Source organism: Massilia sp. CFBP9026 (genome assembly GCF_034045165.1).
Taxonomy (GTDB): domain Bacteria; phylum Pseudomonadota; class Gammaproteobacteria; order Burkholderiales; family Burkholderiaceae_D; genus Telluria; species Telluria arenae.
Window position 1 is genome coordinate 75,742 of sequence record NZ_JAXCWH010000006.1, and the last position, 22,926, is coordinate 98,667.

General features: G+C 64.6%; 21 protein-coding genes. 18 read left to right on the forward strand and 3 right to left on the reverse strand.

The features are described from left to right. Positions 1-76: 76 nt before the first annotated feature. Positions 77-832, forward strand: coding sequence for a hypothetical protein (locus SOM28_RS15760; protein ID WP_320468681.1), 756 nt, complete (start codon positions 77-79; stop codon positions 830-832). 153 nt (positions 833-985) lie between these two features. On the opposite strand, the gene SOM28_RS15765 is transcribed toward SOM28_RS15760, so the two are convergent. The 3 genes from SOM28_RS15765 to SOM28_RS15775 all read right to left on the reverse strand — a co-directional run bounded on the left by SOM28_RS15765 (position 986) and on the right by SOM28_RS15775 (position 3,404). Next, a complete protein-coding gene (locus SOM28_RS15765) occupies positions 986-1,780 on the reverse strand; it encodes a Crp/Fnr family transcriptional regulator (protein WP_123071399.1) in 795 nt (264 codons plus the stop codon). A 421-nt stretch (positions 1,781-2,201) separates the two neighbouring features. Then, positions 2,202-2,846, reverse strand: a complete 645-nt coding sequence (locus tag SOM28_RS15770; protein ID WP_123071398.1) for a response regulator — start codon at positions 2,844-2,846, stop codon at positions 2,202-2,204. A gap of 90 nt (positions 2,847-2,936) precedes the next feature. After that, on the reverse strand, positions 2,937-3,404 hold the full coding sequence (locus SOM28_RS15775; RefSeq protein ID WP_123071397.1) for a universal stress protein: 468 nt from the start codon (positions 3,402-3,404) through the stop codon (positions 2,937-2,939). A gap of 388 nt (positions 3,405-3,792) precedes the next feature. On the opposite strand from SOM28_RS15775, the gene SOM28_RS15780 reads away from it, so the two are divergent. The 17 genes from SOM28_RS15780 (at position 3,793) to SOM28_RS15860 (ending at position 22,884) form a co-directional block, all read left to right on the forward strand. Then, positions 3,793-4,662 (forward strand): protein phosphatase CheZ, encoded by an 870-nt coding sequence (locus SOM28_RS15780; protein ID WP_123071396.1) that lies wholly within the window; start codon positions 3,793-3,795, stop codon positions 4,660-4,662. Continuing rightward, a complete protein-coding gene (locus tag SOM28_RS15785; protein ID WP_320468682.1) occupies positions 4,662-6,548 on the forward strand; it encodes a chemotaxis protein CheA in 1,887 nt (628 codons plus the stop codon). The genes SOM28_RS15780 and SOM28_RS15785 overlap by 1 nt, the downstream gene beginning before the upstream one ends. Positions 6,549-6,835: 287 nt before the next feature. Further along, the gene (gene leuC, locus SOM28_RS15790; RefSeq protein ID WP_123071394.1) at positions 6,836-8,236 is read left to right on the forward strand and encodes a 3-isopropylmalate dehydratase large subunit; all 1,401 of its coding nucleotides are present in this window, start codon (positions 6,836-6,838) and stop codon (positions 8,234-8,236) included. Positions 8,237-8,279: 43 nt separating this feature from the next. Next, positions 8,280-8,402 carry an entericidin A/B family lipoprotein gene (locus SOM28_RS15795; RefSeq protein ID WP_005662697.1) on the forward strand — a complete coding sequence of 41 codons (123 nt, stop codon included), beginning with the start codon at positions 8,280-8,282 and terminating at the stop codon, positions 8,400-8,402. Between the two features lie 69 nt (positions 8,403-8,471). Next, positions 8,472-9,119 carry a 3-isopropylmalate dehydratase small subunit gene (gene leuD / locus SOM28_RS15800; protein WP_123070750.1) on the forward strand — a complete coding sequence of 216 codons (648 nt, stop codon included), beginning with the start codon at positions 8,472-8,474 and terminating at the stop codon, positions 9,117-9,119. A 17-nt stretch (positions 9,120-9,136) separates the two neighbouring features. Beyond that, on the forward strand, positions 9,137-10,207 hold the full coding sequence (gene leuB / locus SOM28_RS15805) for a 3-isopropylmalate dehydrogenase (protein ID WP_123070749.1): 1,071 nt from the start codon (positions 9,137-9,139) through the stop codon (positions 10,205-10,207). Positions 10,208-10,233: 26 nt separating this feature from the next. Next, a complete protein-coding gene (gene asd, locus SOM28_RS15810; RefSeq protein WP_123070753.1) occupies positions 10,234-11,361 on the forward strand; it encodes an aspartate-semialdehyde dehydrogenase in 1,128 nt (375 codons plus the stop codon). 222 nt (positions 11,362-11,583) lie between these two features. Further along, complete coding sequence (locus SOM28_RS15815) at positions 11,584-14,628, forward strand: motility hub landmark protein FimV (protein ID WP_320468683.1); 3,045 nt, start codon at positions 11,584-11,586, stop codon at positions 14,626-14,628. Next, entirely contained in the window at positions 14,625-15,425 is an 801-nt protein-coding gene (gene truA / locus SOM28_RS15820; protein ID WP_320468684.1) for a tRNA pseudouridine(38-40) synthase TruA, read from the forward strand. The genes SOM28_RS15815 and truA overlap by 4 nt, the downstream gene beginning before the upstream one ends. A gap of 19 nt (positions 15,426-15,444) precedes the next feature. Continuing rightward, positions 15,445-16,146 (forward strand): phosphoribosylanthranilate isomerase, encoded by a 702-nt coding sequence (locus SOM28_RS15825; protein ID WP_320468685.1) that lies wholly within the window; start codon positions 15,445-15,447, stop codon positions 16,144-16,146. Continuing rightward, complete coding sequence (gene trpB / locus SOM28_RS15830; protein WP_320468686.1) at positions 16,121-17,380, forward strand: tryptophan synthase subunit beta; 1,260 nt, start codon at positions 16,121-16,123, stop codon at positions 17,378-17,380. The genes SOM28_RS15825 and trpB overlap by 26 nt, the downstream gene beginning before the upstream one ends. Positions 17,381-17,458: 78 nt before the next feature. After that, the gene (gene trpA / locus SOM28_RS15835) at positions 17,459-18,259 is read left to right on the forward strand and encodes a tryptophan synthase subunit alpha (protein WP_320468687.1); all 801 of its coding nucleotides are present in this window, start codon (positions 17,459-17,461) and stop codon (positions 18,257-18,259) included. A 278-nt stretch (positions 18,260-18,537) separates the two neighbouring features. After that, positions 18,538-18,810 (forward strand): hypothetical protein, encoded by a 273-nt coding sequence (locus SOM28_RS15840; protein ID WP_320468688.1) that lies wholly within the window; start codon positions 18,538-18,540, stop codon positions 18,808-18,810. Positions 18,811-19,155: 345 nt separating this feature from the next. Next, positions 19,156-20,028, forward strand: coding sequence for an acetyl-CoA carboxylase, carboxyltransferase subunit beta (gene accD, locus SOM28_RS15845; protein WP_320468689.1), 873 nt, complete (start codon positions 19,156-19,158; stop codon positions 20,026-20,028). A gap of 79 nt (positions 20,029-20,107) precedes the next feature. Next, entirely contained in the window at positions 20,108-21,406 is a 1,299-nt protein-coding gene (gene folC / locus SOM28_RS15850; protein WP_320468690.1) for a bifunctional tetrahydrofolate synthase/dihydrofolate synthase, read from the forward strand. A gap of 27 nt (positions 21,407-21,433) precedes the next feature. Next, positions 21,434-22,381, forward strand: coding sequence for an SPOR domain-containing protein (locus SOM28_RS15855; RefSeq protein ID WP_320468691.1), 948 nt, complete (start codon positions 21,434-21,436; stop codon positions 22,379-22,381). A 14-nt stretch (positions 22,382-22,395) separates the two neighbouring features. After that, positions 22,396-22,884 carry a CvpA family protein gene (locus SOM28_RS15860; protein WP_147937134.1) on the forward strand — a complete coding sequence of 163 codons (489 nt, stop codon included), beginning with the start codon at positions 22,396-22,398 and terminating at the stop codon, positions 22,882-22,884. The last annotated feature ends 42 nt before the right edge of the window (positions 22,885-22,926 follow it).

The following is a 22,926-nucleotide window of genomic DNA, read 5'->3' on the forward strand; positions in this document are numbered from 1 at the left end:
CGCCGGGGTACTGTCTTCCTGGATCGAAGGCGGTGTCATGCCGTCCCGCTAAATTCTAGGATATTGGGAGATTGCCATGAAAAAACGCATCCTGATGTGTTCCCTGGTGGCTGCCCTGGCGCCGGCCAGCATGCTGCTGGCGACGAGCAGCACGGCCCTGGCGCAGACCGCGCCGCAGAGCCGCACCGTAACGCCCGCCATCGAGGGCTTCCACGTCGAAAAAGTGCCGCGCCTGGAGCAGGGCGCCGCCTTGCACTTCCATGTGTATGGGACCCGGAACGCCACGGTGAACGTGACCATCGACGGCGCCACCCGTGGCGTCCAGATGCAGGAAACCGACCCCGGCCGTTACAGCGGCAGCTATGTGATCGGCAACCACGACCGCTTCCAGCCAGGCAGTCCGGTGACCGCCGAAATGCGGCTGGGCAGCCAGGTCGCCACCACCGTGCTGCGCGACGGCCTGGTGAGCGGCGCAGCAGCGCAGGCGCAGTCGCAAGAGTCGGTGCGGCAACTGGCGTCGAAGGATGCCGGTGTCGTCAGCGCGGCCCCGGGCGCCGCGCCGCCGCCACCGCCGCGCACGACCGAGCGTCCACGTGTGGCCCGTTATTGCACCAGCTGTGCGGTCGTAGAGAAGATCGAGATCGTGCGTGAGGCAACCGGGGCCGCCCGGCCGCTGGCCAGCGACGTGCAGGCCGCGCAGCGGTATCGGGTGACGGTGCGCTTCGATACGACCGAAGCGACCCAGGCGATCGAGTATGACAACAATCCGGGATATCGCAAGGGCGACCGGGTGCGTGTGAACGATGGGGTGTTGTCGCTGGACAAAGAATAGTGACGGAGTCAAAAACGGCCACTAGCAATAGCACGTCGTTCCCGCGCAGGCGGGCACCTAAGTTTGTAAGCGTTTCGATAACGCCAGCTTACTTAGGTTCCCGCCTGCGCGGGAACGACGTTTTTGGGCTAGCTAATATGGTGACGCTGACGATCAAACCGTTGCCAGCACCTGGTCATCACCAGGCTGGTCGAGTTCGGCCTTCTGCTTGGCGGCGCCCTTGGTGCGCGAACGCGAGGGCGGCAGGCGGCGCAGGGTCTTGAGCGCTTCGGCATCCTTGATGCCGATGGTGCGCTGGTCGACGGTGATCAGGCCGATCTCGTTGAAGGCCGACAAGGTACGGCTGACGGTCTCGAGCGTGAGGCCGAGGTAGCTGCCGATCTCGTGGCGCGTCATGCGCAGGTTGAACAGCTTGCTGGAATAACCCATCGCGGCAAAGCGGTCGGCCAGCGAGACCAGGAAGCGGGCCACGCGCGCCTCGGCCGACAGGGCGCCGAGCATGCCGATCATGGTCTGCTCGCGCACCAGTTCGCGGCTCATCACGCCATACATCATGTTCTCGAGTTCGCTGTGGACGCGACCCAGTGCGGTCAGTTTCTTGAACGGCAGCAGGATCAGGTCGCAGTCGGACAGGGCCACGGCCTCCGAGGCGTAGTGGCGGGTGTGGATGCCGTCGACGCCGAGCATATCGCCCTTCATGGGGAAGCTCAGCACCTGTTCGTTGCCGAATTCGTCGATCAGCACCGTCTTGAGGAACCCCGAGTTGACGATGTACAGGGTGTCGAAGGCCTGGCCGATCGTGTGCACGCGCTGGCCCGTCTTGAACTGCACGTGCTGGAACAGCAATTCTTCGGAGCTCACCGACACGCTGGCTGGAATACGGAGCAGGTCGCACACTTCTTTCAGGTTGGACCAGAGGCGGCCCTGGCGCTGCCGTCCCGCTTCCATCGGGGAATGCAGGGTAGGCTGGGTAACGTTGCGTTGATCTGACGGTGGCTGGGACTGCATGCTCATCTCCGGTAAGGGAACTCAGGTTTCACGCGATCCCGGCGGCACGGCAGCGTGCGGTAGCGCGTCTGCCATGCCATGGTTTTATATGGCTGACGCCGTGACTTGGATCGCAAGCAAGTCGAAACGCTGAATTCAGTATGCCAACACGAGTCCGGCACGAATATCAGCGTTGCCTGAATATGTAGGTAGGACAGATGGTGCGGTCGTAGGAAAACTCCTACCACCAAGAACGCCGCCCGAATGGCGGAAGGTGGCAGAACGGAAACAGGCGGGATGTGACGGGCTGGCGGCGCCAGCCAGGGAAATGGGGCGTGCGCCGCACGAAAACCACGCGCGGCGGTCAAAGAAAATCAGTACATCACGCCTTCAGCGGCGATAACAGACGGTGTGCAACGGCATACTGCACCATCTCGGATAGCGAGCTCATGCCCATTTTCTGCATGATGCGGGTCTTGTGGGTGCTGACGGTTTTCACCGACAGATGCAGGCCGTTGGCGATCTCGGTGATCGATTTGCCGCTGACCAAATGCGAAAACACCTCGAACTCGCGGTCCGACAGCTGCTTGTGCAACAATTGTTCGCTTGGCGCCATGATGTTCAGCGCCAGTTGTTCGGCCACTTCGGTGCTGATGTAGGGACGCCCCGAAGCCACCTTGCGGATCGCCCCCACCAGCTGCGTGCCCGCGCTTTCCTTGGTCAGATAGCCCTGGGCGCCGGCCCGGATCGCGCGCACCGCGTACTGCTCTTCCTCGTGCATGGTGAGGATCAGGATGGCCAGCTTGGGCGCCTCGCTGCGCACCTGCCGGATCAGGTCGACGCCGCTGCGGCCGGGCATGGACAGGTCGAGCAGCAGCAGGTCGAAGCCGCCCTGGCGTACCAGCGACAAGACTTCGAAGCCATTGGTGGCTTCGCCCACGATGTCGACTTCCTCGGCGCCGTCCAGGATGCGCTTGAGGCCCTCGCGCATGATTGTGTGGTCATCGGCGATGACGATTCTTACCATTATCGATTCCTTGAACCTGAAGCGGTTTCCTACCCTGGATCAGCAAAAATCAATTGTAACTGTAAATACATGAGCGCGTGAGTGGCGGGGTCAGGAAGCCGCCGGTTCGGCGATCAGGCGGTGCACCAGCACCGGCTTGGCCGTGTGCGACAACACCTTGTTGGTGACGCTGCCCAGCAGCAGCTGGTTCCAGCCGCTGCGGCCGTGCGAGCCCATGAAGATCAGGTCGCAGCCTTCCTGCTCGGCGACGTCGACGATCTTGAGCGCCGCAGAATCGGAAAACGCCGTCATGCACTGGTACTGGAGATTGGCGCCGGCGCAGGAGCGGGTGATCTTGCCCATGTATTCCTCGCCCATGCGCCGCATCTGGGCGATGTATTCCTCTTCGCTGGGGTAGGCGGGCGGGATGATTTCGACGTACACGGGATACTGGTACTCGGGGGCGACGAACAGGGCCAGCACCTCGGCGCCCATCTGCTGCGCGAATTTGACGCCGGCGCAGGCGGTATGCTGCGACACGGCCGAACCGTCGGTGGTGATCAGGATCTTGCGGTACATGCTTGGTTCCTCCTCCGTGGCCACGCACATTCAGACGACTCAGTGCAGGATGGCGATTTCTGAGACGCAAACAGTTGAGTTCTATCAAATGAACGCAACCTGCCGCGATGCGACACTACCCCTTCAAAACTGACCTGCGATTACAAAATACAACACCGAGCTTATGAAAAGCATCAGGAACACCCGGTTTTAATTGTCGCGGAATTAAGTTTCCTTGTCCATTTTGTTGCATTGCCCTCTCTGAGATTTACCTACGGCAACCACGCTGCTACACTCGCTTCAATTACTCCACCGAAACTTAACCGGCCGAGATGGCCTGGTGGACGCAGCAGAACCCCCGGATTGCAGAGCTGATTGCTCATTTATACATTATGGAGAAGCAGGGATTATGACCGACGCCGCTGACGATTTCGACGCACTATTCGAGGAAGTGGCGGCGCAGCGCACCAGCGCACCGCCCGGCCCCTCCGCAGCGACCGAGCCGGCCCCGGCCGCCGCCAGCAACGACGAGGACGACCTGGAGTCCTTGTTCGACCAGGTATCCGCCACCGCCGCTCCGGCGGCCGCCGCGGTGGCTGCCACCGCTGTCGTGGCGAATGTCGCGCCGGCGGCGCCCGCAGCCGCCCACGCCGAGGAAGGCCACGAGGGCGGCATGTTCGAACGCCTGGGCGGCATCGTCCGCCTGCTGCACGACTCGCTGCGCGAGCTCGGCTACGACAAGGCGCTGACCGAGGCCTCGTCGCAGATCGTCGACGCCCAGGACCGCCTCGAATACGTCGCCACGCTGACCGAGCAGGCCGCCAACAAGGTGCTCAACACCCTGGACGAGGGCATGCCGGCGCAAGACCAGCTGCAAAAGCAGGCCAAGGACATGGAAACCCGCTGGGCCGACCTGTTCGAAGGCAGGATGAGCCTGGACGAATTCAAGGCCCTGGCTGGCGATTCGCGCCAGTTCGCGGCGCGCGTCAATGAAGCGACCGAAGCCGAGCGCGCACGCCTGCTCGAGATCATGATGGCCCAGGACTTCCAGGACATCACCGGCCAGCTGATCAAGAAAGTCGTCAAGATCACGCAGACCGTCGAGAGCGAGCTGGCCCAGCTGCTGCGCGACAACGCGCCGCCTGACGTCAAGGAAAAGCTGGCCAAGAAAGAACAGGAGCAGCCTGCGCCCGTGCAATTGATGCAGGGCCCATCGGTGCCGGATGCGGCGCTGAACCAGGACAATGTTGACGATCTTCTTGCCGATCTGGGATTCTAATGGACGATATGCTGAAGGATTTCGTCGTCGAGGCGATGGATCTGGCGGTAAACGTAGAAGAGCACCTGCTGCGCCTCGAACGCGACCCCGATAACAAGGAAACGCTCAATGCGGTGTTCCGGTCGTTCCACACGATCAAGGGCGGCGCCGGTTTCATGGGCCTGCCCGCGCTGGTGGCGGCCTGCCACCTGACGGAAAACCTGTTCGATGCGCTGCGCACCGGCGCCGCGCCGGTCACGCCGCTCGCGATCGAGGCGGCGCTGCAGGCGTCCGGCTTCGTGGCCGACCAGCTCGGTGACCTGAACAACGGCACGCCGCCGGAAGGCCTGGCGCAGATGCCGGGCGACCTCGAGCGCATCCTGATGGACGCGATCGAAGGCAAGGACAATGCGCCGGCGCCTGCCGCCGCCGCGCCGGCCGCTCCCGCCCCGGTCGTGACGACCGCACCGGCCGTGGTTGCGGCCCCGGCTGCGGCCGATGCCGATGGCCTCGATTGGACCGGCATGTACAACGCCGTGGTGCCGGCGGCGAACGCCATCGGCGCCAACGCCGATGTTGCCGCTGCGCCGGTCGCGGCCGTGGCTGCGGCGCCCGCACCGGCTGCCGCGCCTGCGCCGGCTGCCGCTGCACCTGCCGCTGGCGGAAAGAACTGGGACGGCGTCGAGCGCCGCAACGACAACAAGCCCGCCGCTGCCGCACCGGCCAAGGACGAAAGCATCCGTATCGACGCCGTCAAGCTCGACGCGCTGCTCGAAGTGGCCGGCGAATCGGTGCAGGCCGCCAACCAGGCCGCGGTGCTGCTGGAACGCCTGCAGCAGTTCAAGTTCGAAGGCCAGGCCGCGGTGCTGATCGCCACGCTCACCGAGACCCTGGAGCGCGCTTCGCGCTACTCGGCCGAACTGCAGCGCGCCACGCTCGCGACCCGCATGCAGCCGGTGGGCCGCCTGTTCCAGAAATTCCCGCGCCTGGTGCGCGAGCTGGCGAAAGACCTCGGCAAGGACGTCGAGCTGACCATCGAAGGCGCCGAGACCGAAGTCGACCGCGTGGTGGTGGACAGCCTGTACGATCCGCTGGTGCACATGCTGAGGAACGCCCTGGACCACGGTATCGAGGCGCCCGAAGCGCGCGTCGCCGCCGGCAAGCCGGCCAAGGCGTACATCCTGCTGAAAGCCTGGCAGGAAGCGAACAGCGTCATGATCGTGCTGCAGGACGACGGCAAGGGCATGGACCCGGTAGTCCTGCGCAAGAAGGCGGTCGACAAGGGCCTGATCGGCGAGAACGGCGCCCAGAGCGATGAAGACGCCTATCAGCTGGTGTTCCTGCCCGGCTTCTCGACCAAGGAAGTCGCTTCCTCGGTGTCGGGCCGCGGCGTCGGCATGGACGTGGTGAAAACGGCGGTCGAGAAGAACCGCGGCGCAATTCGGATCGAAAGCCAACTGGGCAAGGGCACGCGCTTCGCGATCCGCCTGCCGATCGAGCTGTCGATCGTGCCGACCATGCTGGTATCGACCTCGGGCGCGCAACTGGCGCTGCCGATGGCCGTCGTCGAGCGCGTGGTCGAGCTGCCGGACGATTTCGCCTGCGTCGGCGGCGCCCCGGTGCTGAAAGACCAGGGCCGTCCGCTGCCGGTGCGCTCGCTGGCGCTGGCGCTGGGCTACGAGGCTGCTTCGGAGAAGGTCGGCATCGTCATCAACGCGCCGCAGCCTTACATCCTGGCGATGGAAGCGGTGGACGGCACGGCCGACCTGGTGATCAAGCCGATGACCGCGCTGACGGTCGAAGGCATCACCGGCACCGCGCGCTCGGCCGAGGGCGAGCTGGTGCTGGTGGTTGGCCTGTCGTTCCTGATGGATGGATGCAGGAGCAGCGTCAGGCTTGCAGCCTGACGCGGGTAGACTGGACGGCTCCGCCGTCCACGTGTCGATCGTTTGCCGCAACATCAACCGGAACGATCCGGCATCCACTCGAAAGCCACACAAAAGCCTGTGTCCTCGACACAGGCTTTTTTTATTTGCATCCAGCAAACCCCTTGCAAATATTATTTGCTGCGTGGTAAGGTCGTTGGCATAAACATGCGCCGCCCCGGCTTGGTGCGGCACTGCACAATTATGGCATAATCGAAAACCCGGTCTCGACAGACCGTGCACCATCTCACCGCAACACTGGATCGACCATGCAAAAAACGCTCTACGACAAACTCTGGGATTCCCATGTCGTGCGTGCCGACGCCGATGGCACCACAGTCCTCTATATCGACCGCCACCTGGTGCACGAAGTCACCAGCCCGCAAGCCTTCGATGGCCTGCGCGAGGCGGGCCGTGGACTATGGCGCGTGTCCGCGAACCTGGCCGTGGCCGACCACAACGTGCCGACCACCGACCGCGCGCAAGGCATCGCCGACCCGACCTCGCGCCTGCAGGTCGAGACGCTCGACGCCAACACCAAGGCCTTCGGCCTGACCTATTTCGACATGAACGACAAGCGCCAGGGCATCGTGCACGTGATCGGGCCCGAGCAGGGCGCGACCCTGCCGGGCATGACCGTCGTCTGCGGCGATTCGCATACCTCGACCCACGGCGCCTTCGGCTGCCTGGCGCACGGCATCGGCACCTCGGAAGTCGAGCACGTGCTGGCCACGCAAACCCTGCTGGCCAAGAAATCGAAATCGATGCTGGTCAAGGTCGAGGGCGCGCTGAACCCCGGCGTGACCGCCAAGGACATCGTGCTGGCCGTGATCGGCCGGATCGGCACCGCCGGCGGCACCGGTTACGCCATCGAATTCGGCGGTTCGACCATCCGCGCGCTGTCGATGGAAGGCCGCATGACGGTCTGTAATATGGCGATCGAAGCGGGCGCGCGCGCCGGCATGGTGGCCGTCGACGACACCACGATCGCCTACGTCAAGGATCGTCCGCTGTCGCCCAAGGGCGCGCAGTGGGAACAGGCCGTCGCCTACTGGCGCACCCTGCACACGGATGACGGCGCAGCCTTCGATACCGTGGTCGAACTGGACGCGAAAGACATACAGCCGCAGGTCACCTGGGGTACCTCGCCCGAGATGGTCACCGCGATCGACGGCCGCGTGCCCGATCCGCAAAACGAGCTCGATCCGGTGCGCCGCGGCGCGATCGAAAAGGCGCTGGCCTATATGGACCTGGCGCCGAATACCCCGATCGATGAAATCGCCATCGACAAGGTGTTCATCGGTTCGTGCACCAATTCGCGCATCGAAGACCTGCGCGCCGCCGCCGAGGTGGTGCGCGGACGGCATCGCGCCGCCAACGTCAAGCTGGCCATGGTGGTGCCGGGTTCGGGCCTGGTCAAGGAACAGGCCGAGCGCGAAGGGCTGGACCGCATCTTCGTCGATGCCGGCTTCGAATGGCGCGAGCCGGGCTGCTCGATGTGCCTGGCGATGAATGCCGACCGGCTGGAGCCGGGCGAGCGCTGCGCCTCGACCTCGAACCGCAACTTCGAAGGCCGCCAGGGCCAGGGCGGACGCACCCACCTGGTGTCGCCGGCGATGGCGGCGGCGGCGGGGATCGCGGGCCGCTTTGTCGACGTACGCGCGCTCTGATGCGTTAACAGGACACGACCGTATATTAGGTAACAGGAAGATCATGAAAAAAGCACTCGCACTGTCCCTCATCACCGTTCTGCTGGCCGGCTGCAACACCATCTCGGGCATTGGCCGCGATGTGTCGAAAGTGGGGCAGGTCGTCACCAGCGCCGGCGGTAAATAAAGGAACTTGGGTCCCCGCCTGCGCGGGGATGACGTTGATTGGTCCCCGCGGAGCGGGGATGAGGGAAACATGGATAAATTTACCGTACACCAGGGCCTGGTGGCGCCGCTCGACCGCAACAACGTCGACACCGACGCCATCATCCCGAAGCAGTTCCTGAAATCGATCCGCCGCACCGGCTTCGGCCCGAACCTGTTCGACGAGTGGCGCTACCTGGACCACGGCGAGCCGGGCCAGGATTGCAGCACGCGTCCGCTCAATCCGGACTTCGTGCTGAACCAGCCGCGCTATGCCGGCGCCTCGATCCTGCTCACTCGCAAGAACTTCGGCTGCGGCTCCTCGCGCGAGCACGCACCGTGGGCGCTGCAGCAGTATGGCTTCCGCGCCGTGGTCGCGCCGAGCTTCGCCGACATCTTCTTCAACAACTGCTTCAAGATCGGCCTGTTGCCGATCGCGCTGTCCGAAGAAGAAGTCGAGACCCTGTTCCAGGCGGTCGAAGCCAACCCGGGCTTCCAGCTCGTGATCGACCTCGAGAACAAGCGCATCGGGACCCAGGACGGCAGCCTGTCGTACGGCTTCGAGATCGACGATTTCCGCAAATACTGCCTGCTGAACGGCCTGGACGACATCGGCCTGACCCTGCGCCACGCGGACGAAATCCGCGCCTTCGAGCAACGCCACGTCGCGGCCCAGCCGTGGCTCGCCAACACCATCTGAACATAGAAAGCAGCTGAATGAAGATCGCGATCCTGCCGGGTGACGGCATCGGCCCGGAGATCACCGCGCAAGCAGTGAAGGTATTGAACGCCCTCGGCGAATCGTTCGAGATGGAAAGCGCGGAAGTCGGCGGCGCCGGCTATGCGGCCCACGGCCATCCGCTGCCGGAAGGGACCCTGAAACTGGCGAAGGAAGCCGATGCGGTGCTGTTCGGCGCCGTCGGCGACTACAAGTACGACACGCTCGAGCGCGCGCTGCGTCCGGAACAGGCCATCCTCGGCCTGCGCCGCGAGCTGAACCTGTTCGCCAACCTGCGCCCGGCGATCCTGTACCCGGAACTGGCCGGCGCCTCGACGCTCAAGCCCGAAGTGGTCTCGGGCCTGGACATCCTGATCATCCGTGAACTGACGGGCGACATTTATTTCGGCAAGCCGCGCGGCGTGCGCGAATGCCCGGATGGCCCGTTCAAGGGCCAGCGCGAAGGCTTCGACACCATGCGCTATGCCGAAGGCGAGATCCGCCGCATCGCCCACGTCGCCTTCCAGGCGGCACGCAAGCGCGACAAGCGCGTGACCAGCGTCGACAAGGCGAACGTGCTGGAAACCTTCCAGTTCTGGCGCGACATCGTCACCGACGTGCACAAGGAATACCAGGACGTCGCACTCGAACACATGTATGTCGATAACGCGGCCATGCAGCTGGTGCGGGCGCCGAAGAAGTTCGACGTGATCGTTACTGGTAATATGTTCGGCGATATCCTGTCGGATGCCGCCGCGATGCTCACCGGTTCGATCGGCATGCTGCCGTCTGCCTCGCTCGACGCCAACAATAAAGGCCTGTACGAACCGTCGCACGGTTCGGCGCCCGACATCGCGGGGCAGGGCGTGGCCAATCCATTGGCGACCATCCTGTCGGCGGCGATGATGCTGCGCTTCTCGCTCGGCCTGACCGAACAGGCGGACCGCATCGAGAACGCCGTTAAGCGCGTGCTGGCGCAAGGGCTGCGCACGCCGGATATCCACGAAGCAGGGTCCACCAAGGTGGGCACCGAAGAGATGGGCAACGCGGTGGTCGCGGCGCTCGCATAACGTTTAGTTAACCCTGAGAGAAGATGATGAAATTAGTTGGTCTGGTAGGTTGGCGCGGCATGGTCGGCTCGGTCCTCATGCAGCGCATGCAAGAGGAAGGCGATTTCGACCACATCGAGCCGGTGTTCTTCACCACCTCGAATCCGGGCGGCGCCGCGCCTTCGATGGCGAAGAACGAAACCATCCTGAAAAGCGCGCTAGATGTTACCGAACTGTCGAAATGCGAGATCATCATCTCCTGCCAGGGCGGCGACTACACGAGCGAGGTGTTCCCGCAACTGCGCGCGGCCGGCTGGAACGGCTACTGGATCGACGCCGCGTCGACCCTGCGCATGAACGATGACGCCGTCATCGTGCTCGACCCGGTCAACCGTTCGGTGATCGACGCCGCGCTGTCGAAAGGCGTGAAAAACTACATCGGCGGCAACTGCACCGTGTCCTGCATGCTGATCGGCCTGGGCGGCCTGTTCGAAGCCGGCCTGGTCGAGTGGATGACCTCCATGACCTACCAGGCGGCATCGGGCGGCGGCGCCCAGCACATGCGCGAACTGCTGACCCAGTTCGGCACCATCAACAACTCGGTGAAATCGCTGCTCGACGATCCGGCATCGGCCATCCTCGAGATCGACCGCACCGTGCTGGCGACCCAGCATGGCTTATCAAGCGACGAAACGAAGCAGTTCGGCGTGCCGCTGGCCGGTAACCTGATCCCGTGGATCGACAAGGACCTGGGCAACGGCCAGTCGAAAGAAGAGTGGAAGGCCGGCGCCGAGACCAACAAGATCCTGGGCCGCGGCGCGGGCTTCGACAGCAAAGCCATTCCAGTGGACGGCCTGTGCGTGCGCATCGGCGCCATGCGTTGCCACTCGCAGGCGCTGACCATCAAGCTCACCCGCGATGTGCCGCTGGACGAGATCAACGACATCATCGCCAAACACAACCAGTGGGTGAAGGTGGTGCCGAACACCCGCGAAGCGTCGATGCGGGACCTGTCGCCGGCAGCCGTCACTGGCGGCCTGGGCATCCCGGTCGGCCGCCTGCGCAAGATGTCGATGGGCGACGATTACCTGTCGGCCTTCACGGTCGGCGACCAGCTGCTGTGGGGCGCGGCCGAACCGCTGCGCCGCATGCTGCGCATCGTGCTCGAGCGCTAATCCGATCTGTTGCCTCACTGGCAACTGACATGCAGTCCGCATAATGAATGCCCCGTCTACGGGGCATTCGCTTTGAAGAAGGTGCATACTCCCGTCGTCCGGGTGCGTCGAGACCTTGCGTGCTCCAGAGCATGATGTTATGTTGAGACTCCGGGAAACCGCCTTTCCCTCGGCCAACTCATTTCGCTGCTAACTATGCATTCTTCGCACCAATCTCCGCTCGTGGCAACCGCGCTGAAATCGATCACCGCCGCCGTGGCCAGTGCAGTGTTCCTGACTTCCGCCGCCAACGCAGCCGGGTTGGGGAAATTGACGGTGCTGTCGGCGCTTGGCCAGCCACTGCGCGCCGAGATCGAGCTGACGGCAGGCGCCGGCGAAGACCCGGCAAGCATGGCGGTCAAGCTGGCTTCGCCCGAAGCCTTCCGCGCCGCGAACATCGAATTCAACCCGGCCCTGCTGTCGCTGCGCTTCGCGGTCGACGAGCGGGCCGGGCGCCAGGTGATCCGGGTCAGCTCGACCCAGCCGCTCAACGAGCCCTTCGTCGACATGCTGCTGGAGCTGACCTGGAATAACGGCCGCCTGGTGCGCGAATACACCTTCCTGCTCGACCCGGCCGAGCTGCGTACGACCCAGCCGGCCCAGGTGGCGGCGGCGCCGCAAGCCCGCCAGGCCGCGCCGAGCGCTGCATCGCGCCCGGCTCCTGCGGCTGCCGCGCCGAGTGAAGCACCGAGTGAAGCAAGGATTGCCGCCGCCCGTCGCGGCGCCGAACGCCAGGCGCGCGAGGCCCAGGCGCGCGAAGCGCAGGACAGCTACCGCGTGCGCCGCGGCGATACGCTCAGCGCGATCGCGCTCGACGTCAAGCCGTCCGACATCTCGCTCGACATGATGCTGGTTGCGCTGTACCGCGCGAATCCCGACGCCTTCATCGGCAACAATATGAACCGCCTGAAGTCGGGCCAGATCCTGAGCATCCCGGATGCCGATTCGGTGCGCGGCGGCACCGGCCAGGGCGAGGCGCGCGGCGTGGTCGTGGCCCATGCGGCCGACTTCGACGCCTACCGCAACAAGCTGGCCGGCCAGGTCGCCAGCAGCGCGCCGAGCGCCGCGCCGCAGGGTGGCCAGAGCGCCAGCGGCCGCGTCACCGCCCGCGTCGAGCAGCAGCCGACCGCCGTCAGCGAAGCGCAGGACAAGCTGCAGCTGTCCAAGGCCACGCCCGGCGCGGCCGGTGCGCCGGCCGACGGCACCGCCAGCGTCGAGGACACGGTGGCCAAGGAGCGCGAACTGGCGCAGGCCGAGGCGCGCGTGAAGGAGCTCGAACGCAACGTCAATGAACTCGAAAACCTGATGACGGTGCCGAGCCGCGCAGGCGCCGAAGCCGAGCAGGCCGCTGCCGCAGCTGCTGCTACCGCTGCTGCCACGGCCGCCGCCGAGAATCCGGTGGCCAAGCCCGCGCCGCGCCCGCGTCCGGCAAGGCCGGCCCCGCCGCCGGAGAAAAGCCTGGTCGATACCATCCTGGACAATATGCTCTACATCGGCGCCGGCGCGCTGGTGCTGCTGCTGGCCGCGCTGGGCATCTCCCAGCGCCGCAAGCGCAATGCGCAAGCGGTCAATCCCGTGCCGGCCGAGCCGTCGGTGCTGGGCGTGCCCGGCGCCAGCGCCCACTCGCTGTTCGCCGAAACCGGCGGCCAGAGCGTGGACACGAATAACAGCGTGTTCAACTCCAGCTTCGCGCCATCGGCCAGCCAGCTCGACACCAACGAGGTCGATCCGGTCGCCGAAGCCGACGTCTATATCGCCTATGGCCGCGACGCCCAGGCCGAGGAAATCCTGAAGGAAGCGTTGCGCGTCCATCCGGAACGCCATCCTGTGCGCCTCAAGCTGCTCGAGATCTACGCCACCCGCAAGGACGTGCGCGCCTTCGAAGCCCAGGCGCGCGAGCTGCATGCCTTCACCGGCGGCCAGGGCGACGAGTGGGCCCAGGCCGCGGCGCTGGGCTTGAGCCTGGACCCGACCAATTCGCTGTATGCGAACTCCGCCCCGGCATCGACCCCGGCGCCGTCGCCGCAGGAACGCAACCAGCAGGCGATCCTGTCGCAGCAGTTCGAGGACGCCTTCCGTGGCGGTCCGTCGATGGGCGCGGGTACGGCGGCCGGCGCGGCAGCCGGCGTTGCGGCCGGCACTGCCGCGGTGGCCCTGGCCAAGGACGACGAGGACCGCACGGCCGCGCCGCAGGCCGAGCCTGCGCCAGCTGCGCGCAACGACGACAACACGCTCGACTTTGACCTCGGCGGCCTGACGTTCGAGCCGGTGACGAATACCGACACGGCGCCGCCTGCGGCTGGCCGGCCTGACCCGGATGCGACCGCCGTACCGGACCTGGAATTCGACATGGCGCCGTTCGCGCCGCCAGGCAGCGCGCCGGCGGCAGAGCAGGGCAAAGCCACGGCGGACGCCAACGACCTCGATTTCGATATGGACTTCGATACCCCGGCGACCGCCCAGCCGGCGGCGAGCACGGCCACGGTCGATGATGACGACGACTTCACGCTCGATCTGTCGCCGCAGGCACAAGTGCAGGCGACTCCGGTCGACATGGCCGGCCTGGCCAAGGACTTCGAGGGCTTGCCGCCGCTGCCGGGCAGCACCCCGCAGCCGACCGTGGCGCAGGCCGATCCGCTGCACGATCTCGATGCGATGGATTTCTCCGCGCCCACCACGCCTGTGACGCCGGCGTTCGACGAGACGCCTGCGCGTCCTGCCGCCGCGGCAAGTGCATCGGAAGATCCGCTGTTCGACCTGGACAGCATGGACTTCGGCACGCCGGACGAGCCGCGTGCGGCTGGCGGCGCCGAGCCGAAGGACTTCGGTGCGCGCGTGGACGATCCGTTCGACGCCTTCGACTTGCCCGAGACCCCGGCCCCGGTGCCGGCGCCGCAGGAAGTGTCGGCACGGGAGGCCTTCGAACCCAATGCGGCGCCAGCCGACGACAAGGCCGCGCCATCGTTCGACCTGGCCGACTTCGACCTCGACCTGCCGCCATCCGAGCCAGCTACCGCGCAGCCACTTGATGCGGTCGGCGCGACCGCCGAGGCGCCGGGCCAGATGTCGCCCGAGCACATGGAGATGGAGACCAAGCTCGATCTCGCCATCGCCTACCAGGAGATCGGCGACAAGGAAGGCGCGCGCGAGCTGCTGGACGAAGTCATCAAGGGCGGTAATAGCGAGCAGGTCGGCAAGGCCAGCGCGATGAGGGAACTGCTGGCGTGACCCGTATCGCTTTGGGTGTCCAGTACATCGGCACCGGTTGGAACGGCTACCAGAAACAGCCGGAACGAAACACCGTCCAGGACCGTCTCGAAATCGCGCTGGAGAAGTTCGCCTGCGTCCCTCTGAGCACGACGTGCGCCGGCCGTACCGACGCCGGCGTGCACGCCATCGAGCAGGTCATCCATTTCGATACCGACCTGAATCGCCCGGTCCAGTCCTGGGTGCGTGGCGTGAATGCCTTCCTGCCCGAGTCGATCGTGGTGCGCTGGGCCGCCGCAGTCGACGCAGAAGAGGGTGAGCAGGAATTCCACGCCCGCTTCTCGGCCCGTTCGCGCACCTATCACTATGTGCTCTACAACCATCCGAATCCCTCGGCGCTGCTGGCCAAGCGGGCCGGGTGGGTGTTCCGTCCGCTCGACGTCGAGCGCATGCAAGAGGGCGCGCGGCACCTGATCGGCACCCACGATTTTTCGAGCTTCCGCGCCAGCAGCTGCCAGGCCAATACGCCGGTGAAGGAGATGCACGAGCTGAGCATCGCGCGCCATGGCGACATCATCGTGTTCACGCTGCGCGCCAGCGCCTTCCTGCACCATATGGTGCGCAATATCGTTGGCTCGCTGGTGTACATCGGCACCGGACGCAATGAGCCGGACTGGATGCGCGAGGTGCTCGAAGCCCGTTCGCGCGACGTCGCCGCGCCGACCTTCATGCCGGACGGCCTGTATTTCGCCAGGATCGAGTACGATCCGAAGTGGAAGCTGCCGCAGGAGGCCAGTGCGCCCCTGCCGTGGCTGTGATCGATTTCCAGGACTAGCCATGCGACGCACCCGTATCAAGATCTGCGGCATCACCCGCGAACAAGACCTGCGCGCGGCGGTCGAGCAGGGCGCCGACGCGCTCGGCTTCGTGTTCTATCCGAAGAGCCCGCGCTACGTCACGCCGGAGCGTGCGGCCGAGCTGTGCGCGCTCCTGCCACCGTTCGTGAGCGGCGTGGCGCTGTTCGTGAACCCGACGCTGGACGAGGTGCGTGCGGTGGCAAGCAGCATGCCGCTGGGGCTGATCCAGTTTCATGGCGACGAAACGGCAGAGGAGTGCGCGGCCATCGCGGCTGCCGTCCAGCGGCCTTTCGTGCGCGCCTATCGCATCAAGCCTGACACGCCGCCTGTGGCTTTGCTAGAATGTGAATCTGCATACCGCGCCGCCAGTCCGTGGTTCTCGGGCCTGTTGCTCGACACATGGGTAGATGCTTACGGCGGCGCAGGAAAGGTCTTCGATTGGTCTCTAATTCCAAAAGAGCTCGCGCCTCGGGTCGTTTTGAGTGGTGGGTTGAGCGTACACAACGTCCTTGAGGCGACCGCACGTGTTCGTCCCTTCGCCGTCGACATCAGCAGTGGTGTCGAGGAAGCGAAGGGGATCAAGGACGCCCGCAAGATCGCCGCCTTTGTCGCGGCGGTGCGGGCAGCCGATGCCACCATCGATAGCGAGTCGCACCATGACCACGAAAGTTCTCACCCCTAACGGCCAGCCTGGCGCTGCGCCGTTGTTCAAGACCCCGGATTACGCCCTGCCTGACGCGGTCGGGCACTTCGGCCCCTACGGCGGCAGCTTCGTCGCCGAAACCCTGTCGCACGCGCTGGCCGAGCTGAACGAAGCCTATGCGAAGTATGTGCAGGACCCTGAATTTCTCGAGGAATTCCGCTACGAGCTGGCCCACTTCGTCGGCCGTCCATCGCCGGTGTACCACGCGCGGCGCTGGTCGGAACTGGCCGGCGGCGCCCAAGTCTATTTCAAGCGCGAAGACCTGAACCACACCGGCGCGCACAAGATCAATAACGTGATCGGCCAGGCCCTGCTGGCGCGGCGCATGGGCAAGCAGCGCATCATCGCCGAAACCGGCGCCGGCCAGCACGGCGTGGCCACCGCCACCATCTGCGCGCGCTTCGGCCTGGAGTGCGTGGTGTACATGGGCGCCGAGGACGTCAAGCGCCAGGCGCAGAACGTGTACCGCATGAAGCTGCTGGGCGCGACCGTGGTGCCGGTGGAATCGGGCTCCAAGACCCTGAAGGACGCGCTCAACGAGGCGATGCGCGACTGGGTCACGAATATCGAAAACACCTTCTACATCATCGGCACGGTGGCGGGCCCGCACCCGTATCCGATGATGGTGCGCGACTTCCAGTCGGTGATCGGCGAGGAATGCCGCGTGCAGATGCCGGCCATGGCGGGACGCCAGCCGGACTACGTGGTCGCCTGCATCGGCGGCGGCTCGAACGCGATGGGCATTTTTTACCCGTATATCGGCGAGCCGGGCGTGCAGCTGATCGGCGTCGAGGCGGCGGGCGAGGGGCTCGATTCGGGCAAGCACGCGGCCTCGCTGACGGCCGGCATCCCGGGCGTCCTGCACGGCAACCGCACGTATCTGCTGCAGGACGAGAATGGGCAGATCATCGAGACGCATTCGGTGTCGGCCGGCCTGGATTATCCGGGCGTCGGTCCGGAACACGCCTGGTTGAAGGATTCGGCGCGCGCGCAGTATGTTTCGATCACCGATGAAGAAGCGCTGCAGACCTTCCACGACTGCTGCCGCATCGAAGGGATCATCCCGGCGCTGGAATCGTCGCATGCGATCGCCTATGGCGTGAAGCTGGCGGCGACCCTGCCGAAGGACAAGATCATCCTGGTCAACCTGTCGGGCCGCGGCGACAAGGACATGCACACGGTGGCGCAGCGGATGGGGCTGGATTTCGGCTGAAATCCGGGTTCATCTCGCTCCAGCCGCACATCGGCTGGAGCGCCGCACCATCCGTGACTTTTAAAAAGGAAGAACCGCATGTCCCGCATCGAACCTACTTTTACCGCGCTCAAGGCGCAGAACAAGACCGCCCTGGTGACCTTCATCACTGCCGGCGACCCCGGCCCCGAACTGACCGTCCCGCTGATGCACGCCCTGGTGGCGGGCGGCGCCGACGTCCTGGAACTGGGCGTGCCGTTCTCGGACCCGATGGCCGAGGGCCCGGTGATCCAGCGCGCCTGCGAGCGCGCGCTCAAGTTCAATATCGGGCTGAAGGACGTCTTCGCCTTCGTACGCGAATTCCGTCAGACCAATGCCACTACCCCCGTCGTCCTGATGGGTTACGCCAACCCGATCGAGCGCATCGGCCAGTCCGAATTCATCCGCTGCGCAAAAGAAGCGGGCGCCGATGGCGCGATCGTCGTCGACTATCCGCCGGAAGAATGCCAGGATTTTGCCAGCGCCATGCGCGACAACGGCCTCGACCTGATCTTCCTGCTGGCCCCGACCTCGACCACCGAACGGGTAAAGCAGGTAGCCCAGCATGGCGGCGGCTTCAGCTACTACGTCTCGCTGAAGGGCGTAACGGGCTCCGGCGCAATCGACACCGACGACGTGGCGCGCCGCGTGAGCGCGATCCGCGAACACGTGAAGCTGCCGATCGGCGTCGGCTTCGGCATCCGCGACGGCGCGACCGCCAGGGCCGTGGCGCAAGTAGCGGACGCAGTCGTGATCGGCAGCCGCATCATCCAGGAAATCGAAGCGCACCCGGCCAGCGAGGCCGTCCAAGCCGTCCGCACCTTCACCTCAAGCATCCGCACCGCCCTCGACACACACTAACTCACTAATTAGGGTCAGAGTCGAATTATTGAGCAATTTCTTGGCTCAATATTGTCATTCAATTCGACACTGACCCTCTCTGAGCTTTCACAGCAGACATTACCCAACAATTAGGGTCAGAGTCGAATTGTTTGATAACTCTTCGCTGGGCTGAGTCTCGAAAAGCACCCACTCGACAAATTGTTGCTTTATCGCAATCTTTCTATTGCCCTGAAGCTATTCGTTATCGAGTTTCTTAAAGTAAATTGGACCTCCAGTCTCGTCCCAGGAGGTTCTCGATGAAAATCCGTATCAAGCAAGTCGACGTGTCGCAGTGCGCCAAGATGATCGCCGCGCTGTATTTCGTATTCTCGCTTCCGCTCATTCTGCTGTTCATGCTCCTGGCGCCACTGCTGGGGCAGACCCCGGCCAGCCTTGGCGCAGTCATCCTGTTCCCCTTCCTGTATGCCTTCGTCAGTTATGTTGGCGGCGTGCTATGTTTTTGGATCTATAACCTTGTCGCGCAACGTATCGGCGGATTCGAATACACGGCAGCCGAGGTCGCGTCCTAGGCGACGGAAAATCCAACTCATTTAGCCGTTCAAATATATACCTGGCGTAATAGCCCAATAATTCGACTCTGACCCTAATTGTTGGGCTATTGATTGACGTTTTGAAGGACGTGACTCTGTCCCTAATATGAGTGAAAGGAATTTATATTAGAAAAAGAAAGACGAGGGTCAGAGTTGATTTATTGGGCAACTCCGAAAGTTGTCAAACAATTCGACTCTGACCCTACTTTGCGGGTGGGAGGGTGGGGATGTCAAACAGGCAATTGGCAGCTTGCTACGATTCGACAAGCCGGGCCTGAGCGGCTACACTACGCCACCTGAAAGATTTGCCGCAAAGGAGAGAATATGAGTTGGTTGGAAAAGTTGCTGCCCCCTCGGATCCAGCGCTCCGATGCCGCTAACCGCAAGACCATGCCGGAAGGCCTCTGGGTCAAGTGCCCGTCGTGCGAGTCGGTGCTGTACCGTGCGGACATCGAGTCCAATCTGCACGTGTGCCCGAAGTGCAGCCACCATATGCGCATCCGCGCCCGTGATCGCCTCGACGCGCTGCTCGATGAAGGTGGCCGCTACGATATCGGCCAGGAGACCCTGCCGGTCGATACGCTGAAGTTCAAGGACAGCAAGAAGTATCCGGATCGCCTGAAGTCGGCCATGGACGCCACCGGCGAAACCGATGCGCTGATCGTGCAGGGCGGTTCGATCATGAGCCTGCCGGTGGTCGTCGCCGCTTTCGAATTCGAATTCATGGGCGGCTCAATGGGGTCCGTCGTTGGTGAGCGCTTCGTGCGCGGCGCGCAAGTGGCGCTCGAGCAGAAGGTGCCGTTCATTTGCATCACCGCCACCGGCGGCGCCCGCATGCAGGAAGGTCTGCTGTCGCTGATGCAGATGGCCAAGACTACCGCCATGCTGACCAAGCTGTCCGAGAAGAAGCTGCCGTTCATTAGCGTGCTGACCGACCCGACCATGGGCGGCGTCTCGGCCTCGTTCGCCTTCATGGGCGACGTCGTCATCGCCGAACCGAAGGCCCTGATCGGCTTCGCCGGCCCGCGCGTGATCGAGAACACTGTGCGTGAGAAATTGCCAGAAGGTTTCCAGCGCGCCGAGTTCCTGGTCACCAAGGGCGCCGTCGACATGATCGTCGACCGCCGCAAGATGCGCGAAGAAATCGCGCGCCTGCTGGCCCTGCTGCAAAACCAGGCGACCGAAGTCCTGGCCTGATAGACACAAGGGCGACTTCGGTCGCCCTTTCAGCTTGTGCGCCCGTCCAGGGTAGCCGAGCACATCGATCGTATCCACCATGTCCCCACTTCCCACTACCTTGCCCGATTGGCTGGCCCTGCTCGAGTCGCGCCATGCCGAAACCCATATCGACATGGGCCTGGACCGCGTGCGCGCCGTCAAGGAACGCTTGGGGCTCGCCTTCGAGTGCCCGGTGATCATGGTCGCCGGCACCAATGGCAAGGGTTCCACCTGCGCGATGCTCGAATCGGTGCTGCTGCAGTCCGGCTACCGCGTCGGCCTCTACATCAAGCCGCACTTCCTCGACTTCAACGAGCGCGCCCGCATCAATGGCGACATGGCGTCCGATGAAGCGCTCGTGGGCGCCTTCAACGCGGTCGAAGCCGCCCGCGAAGGCACCGACCTGACGTATTTCGAATTCACCACCCTGGCCATCGCCCACCTGATCTCGAAGAGCGGCGTCGACGTCGCCATCCTCGAAGTCGGCCTGGGCGGCCGCCTGGACGCGGTCAACGTCATCGACGCCGACGTCTCCATCGTCACCAGCATCGACATCGACCATACGTCCTACCTGGGCGATACGCGGGAAAAAATCGGCTTCGAGAAGGCGGGCATCTTCCGTCCGGGCAAACCGGCGATCTGCAGCGACCCGGTGCCGCCGCAATCGCTGATCGATTACGCCGAACAGATCGGCGCCGACCTGTGGCTGCTCGGCCGCGACTTCAACTACCAGGGCGACCAGCAGCAGTGGAGCTATGGCGGCCGCAGCCAGCGCCGCAACTCGCTGGCCTATCCGGCCCTGCGCGGCGCCAACCAGCTGCTCAACGCCTCGGCCGCGCTGGCCGCGCTCGAGGTGCTGCGCATGCAGCTGCCGTGCGGCGCCCAGGAAACCCGCGCCGGCCTGGCCATGGTCGAACTGCCGGGCCGTTTCCAGGTGCTGCCGGGCCGTCCGACCCAGGTGCTCGACGTGGCCCACAATCCCCATGCCTCCGCCACCCTGGCTCAGAACCTAGGCAATATGGGCTTCCACCGCTTTACGTATGCCGTGTTCGGTATCATGGAAGACAAGGACATCGACGCCGTCATCGCGCCGATGGCCGGTGTGATCGACCACTGGTGCGTCACCAGGCTCGATTCGCCGCGCTCGGCAGAGCCGGAAGCGCTGGCCGACAAGCTGCGCGAACTGCGGCCAGCCGGCGCCAAGGACGACGATTTTTCTGTGAATAATTTCGCATCGCCAGCCGAGGCCTATGCGAATGCGCTGAGCCGGGCAGGGGAGAATGATAGAATTGTGGTCTTTGGCTCTTTCTACACGGTTGCAGGCGTCATGGCGGCCCGTAAATCGAGTCTTCACTGACCTTCTTCACGCTATTACCTGAACCACATGGGCTTGTTCTCGTTCGGCAGTAAAAACAAGCAAGAAACTGTCCAGGACAGTGGGCACTTCGTCAAGGACGACGATTCCGCTTATACCGAGCGCGCCCGTTCCAAGCGCGCAAGCTCCGCCGGCGAGGCGGGCCGCCGCAGCAGCCGCGGCGACCCGATCCTGCCGGAGAAGAAGCGCGCCCGCCGCCGCCTGGTCGGCGCCATCGCGCTGGTGCTGGCGGCTGTCGTCGCGCTGCCGATGCTGCTCGATTCCGAACCCAAGCCGCTCGCCACCGACATCGCCATCCACATCCCGGACAAGGACAAGGCAGCCCCGCTGCCCGTGCCGTCCGAGCAGGTGGCGCCCTCGGCCAGCGTCGACAGCGACGAAGAGATCGTCGAGCCGGCCCCGGCGCTACCGGCCGGCGCGACTGCGGCAGCCGGCGCCCCCGTGACAGCCCCCGCAGCCGGCGATCCGCCACCGATGCGCATGCTGGAACCGGCTGCGCCGCCAAAACCGGAACCGAAGCCCGAACCGGTCAAGCCGAAGCCCGAGCCAATCAAGCCCGAACCGAAGCCGGAACCCAAACGGGAACCGACGCCCGAGAAGAAACCCGAGCCCGCGAAAAAGCCGGTCGAGACGCATCCGAAGGCCGAGCAGGTCGCCAAGCCCGCGCCGAAGGACGATGCCGCGCGCGCCATGGCCATCCTGGAAGGCAAGCCGGCCGAGCCACAGAAGGCGCAAGGCCCGGCGCCGCGCTTCGTGGTGCAGGTCGCCGCCCTGGGCAGCCAGGAAAAGGTCACAGAATTGCAGGAACGCCTGCGCGGCGCCGGCATCGCCTCGTTCACCCAGAAGTCGGGCGAACTGATCCGTGTGCGGATCGGTCCGTTCAGCAAGGAAGAAGCCGAGAAAACGCGTGCCAAGCTGGGCGGCATCGGCCTGTCCGGCACCATGGTGCCGCTCTGACCTTGTCCTGAAGCGTGACGATTTTCGATTACCTGGTGCTGTTCGTGCTGATCGCCTCGGTCGTCATCAGCACCTTGCGCGGCCTGGTCAAGGAAATCCTGTCGCTGGTGGGCTGGATCGTCGCCTTCGTGGTGGCCAATGCCTACGGCGCCGGGCTCGCGCCCCTGCTGCCGGAAGTGATTCCCGGCGACACGGCGCGCCTGATCGTGGCCTTCATCGCGCTGTTCCTGGGCGTGCGTATCCTGATGGGCCTGCTGTCGCTGGCGATCGGAGCCCTGGTGGAAGCCACCGGTCTCTCGCTGGCGGACCGCGGCCTTGGCGGTTTGTTTGGATTGGCGCGCGGCATTGTAATCGTGCTGGCCGGCGTCATATTGTGTGGGATGACGGACATCCCGAAGCAGGCGTTCTGGCAACAGGCGCTGTTGTCGCCGATCGCCGAGACCGGCGCCCGTACCGTCAAGCCCTTCCTGCCCGCTGCCATGGCGCAGCACGTGAATTTTTGACCAGCATTCCTCAGTCGTAGAACTTTTTCTGTAATCAAGCAC

What these genes read in the sequence shown, in the direction of transcription:
- SOM28_RS15760 (WP_320468681.1), top strand. Translation starts at nt 77, where the DNA reads ATGAAAAAACGCATCCTGATGTGTTCCCTGGTGGCTGCCCTGGCGCCG.
- SOM28_RS15765 (WP_123071399.1), bottom strand. Translation starts at nt 1,780, where the DNA reads ATGGAAGCGGGACGGCAGCGCCAGGGCCGCCTCTGGTCCAACCTGAAA.
- SOM28_RS15770 (WP_123071398.1), bottom strand. Translation starts at nt 2,846, where the DNA reads ATGGTAAGAATCGTCATCGCCGATGACCACACAATCATGCGCGAGGGC.
- SOM28_RS15775 (WP_123071397.1), bottom strand. Translation starts at nt 3,404, where the DNA reads ATGTACCGCAAGATCCTGATCACCACCGACGGTTCGGCCGTGTCGCAG.
- SOM28_RS15780 (WP_123071396.1), top strand. Translation starts at nt 3,793, where the DNA reads ATGACCGACGCCGCTGACGATTTCGACGCACTATTCGAGGAAGTGGCG.
- SOM28_RS15785 (WP_320468682.1), top strand. Translation starts at nt 4,662, where the DNA reads ATGGACGATATGCTGAAGGATTTCGTCGTCGAGGCGATGGATCTGGCG.
- leuC (WP_123071394.1), top strand. Translation starts at nt 6,836, where the DNA reads ATGCAAAAAACGCTCTACGACAAACTCTGGGATTCCCATGTCGTGCGT.
- SOM28_RS15795 (WP_005662697.1), top strand. Translation starts at nt 8,280, where the DNA reads ATGAAAAAAGCACTCGCACTGTCCCTCATCACCGTTCTGCTGGCCGGC.
- leuD (WP_123070750.1), top strand. Translation starts at nt 8,472, where the DNA reads ATGGATAAATTTACCGTACACCAGGGCCTGGTGGCGCCGCTCGACCGC.
- leuB (WP_123070749.1), top strand. Translation starts at nt 9,137, where the DNA reads ATGAAGATCGCGATCCTGCCGGGTGACGGCATCGGCCCGGAGATCACC.
- asd (WP_123070753.1), top strand. Translation starts at nt 10,234, where the DNA reads ATGAAATTAGTTGGTCTGGTAGGTTGGCGCGGCATGGTCGGCTCGGTC.
- SOM28_RS15825 (WP_320468685.1), top strand. Translation starts at nt 15,445, where the DNA reads ATGCGACGCACCCGTATCAAGATCTGCGGCATCACCCGCGAACAAGAC.
- trpB (WP_320468686.1), top strand. Translation starts at nt 16,121, where the DNA reads ATGACCACGAAAGTTCTCACCCCTAACGGCCAGCCTGGCGCTGCGCCG.
- trpA (WP_320468687.1), top strand. Translation starts at nt 17,459, where the DNA reads ATGTCCCGCATCGAACCTACTTTTACCGCGCTCAAGGCGCAGAACAAG.
- SOM28_RS15840 (WP_320468688.1), top strand. Translation starts at nt 18,538, where the DNA reads ATGAAAATCCGTATCAAGCAAGTCGACGTGTCGCAGTGCGCCAAGATG.
- accD (WP_320468689.1), top strand. Translation starts at nt 19,156, where the DNA reads ATGAGTTGGTTGGAAAAGTTGCTGCCCCCTCGGATCCAGCGCTCCGAT.
- folC (WP_320468690.1), top strand. Translation starts at nt 20,108, where the DNA reads ATGTCCCCACTTCCCACTACCTTGCCCGATTGGCTGGCCCTGCTCGAG.
- SOM28_RS15855 (WP_320468691.1), top strand. Translation starts at nt 21,434, where the DNA reads ATGGGCTTGTTCTCGTTCGGCAGTAAAAACAAGCAAGAAACTGTCCAG.